This window comes from Limimaricola litoreus (genome assembly GCF_024159025.1).
Lineage (GTDB): Bacteria > Pseudomonadota > Alphaproteobacteria > Rhodobacterales > Rhodobacteraceae > Limimaricola > Limimaricola litoreus.
Genome location: NZ_JAMYXC010000169.1, coordinates 1 through 1,287, shown reverse-complemented (window position 1 = coordinate 1,287; position 1,287 = coordinate 1). Strand labels below are relative to the sequence as shown.

The 1,287-nt window shown below is 74.7% G+C and carries 1 protein-coding gene; it reads left to right on the top strand.

From position 1 onward, the window contains the following. On the top strand, positions 1 to 1,287 hold a 1,287-nt coding region (locus NHG85_RS11220), incomplete at both ends, for an acyltransferase domain-containing protein (RefSeq protein ID WP_253332414.1).

Genomic DNA, 1,287 nt, shown 5'->3' with positions numbered 1-1,287 from the left:
GGCGTGAACTCGCTCGGGGTGGGCGGCACCAACGCCCATGCCGTGCTCGAGGAGGCGCCGGCACGAGCAAAACCCGCCCCCTCGGACTGGCCCTTCGAGCTCATCCGGATCTCGGCGCGTTCGCGCGAAGGGCTCGACGCCACCGCCGCCGATCTCGCGGCGCATCTGCGCGCGCATCCCGAACTTGCGCTGGCGGATGTCGCGGCGACGCTGGCGCAGGGGCGCCGCGCGCTGCCGCATCGCCGGGTGCTTCTGGCCGAAACGACCGCCGAGGCCGCCGATCTGCTCGACGGCCGCGATCCGCGCCGCGCGGCGACGTCGCGGGCGCAGACCGATCCGGAGGTGGTGTTCCTCTTTCCCGGCGGCGGCGCGCAGCAGCCCGGCATGGGCCGCGACCTCTACGAGACCGAGCCGGTGTTCCGCGACTGGATCGACCAGGGTTTCGCGGCGATGGGCGAGGAGGGTGCGGCGCTGCGCGCGCTCTGGGCCCCCGCGCCGGAGCGCGAGGCCGAGGCTGCCGCCGAGCTGCGCCGCCCCTCGCGGCAATTGCCACTGCTGTTGATCGTCGAACATGCGCTGGCGCGGCTCTGGATCGACTGGGGCGTGCGCCCGGCGCGGCTGATCGGCCATTCCATGGGCGAGAACACCGCCGCTGTCGTGGCAGGCATCATGTCCTTCGAGGAGGCGCTGGGCCTGGTGCGGCTGCGCGGCGCGCTGTTCGAGGAAACCGAAGCCGGGGCGATGCTCTCGGTGGCGCTGCCGGCCGAGGCGCTGCGCGCCGAGCTGGGAGATGAGCTGGATCTCGCCGCGATCAACGCGCCCGGGCTTTGCGTCGCCTCCGGCCCGGTGGCCGGGATCGAGGCGCTGGCCGCGCGATTGGCCGCGCGCCGCGTCGAGGCCCGGCGCATCCCGATCGAGGTCGCCGCCCACAGCCGCCTGCTCGATCCCGTCCTGCCGCGCTTTCTGGAGCATCTGCGCGGCATGCGCCTCTCGCCGCCCGAGATCCCGGTGATCTCCAACCGCACGGGCCGCGCGCTCACCGCCGCCGAGGCCACCGATCCGGCCTATTGGGCCGAGCACCTGCGCCACACGGTCGATTTCGACGCGGCGCTGCACGGGCTTGGCGCGGGGGCGCGCGTCTTCGTCGAGATCGGGCCGGGCACCGGCCTGAGCTCCCTTGCCAGCCAGCAGCCCGGCATCGGGCCGGGGCGGACGCTGGCGGGCCTGCGCCTGGCCTCCGCGCCCGGGGGCGACGACCGGCACATGATCATGGCGCTGGGGCGGCTT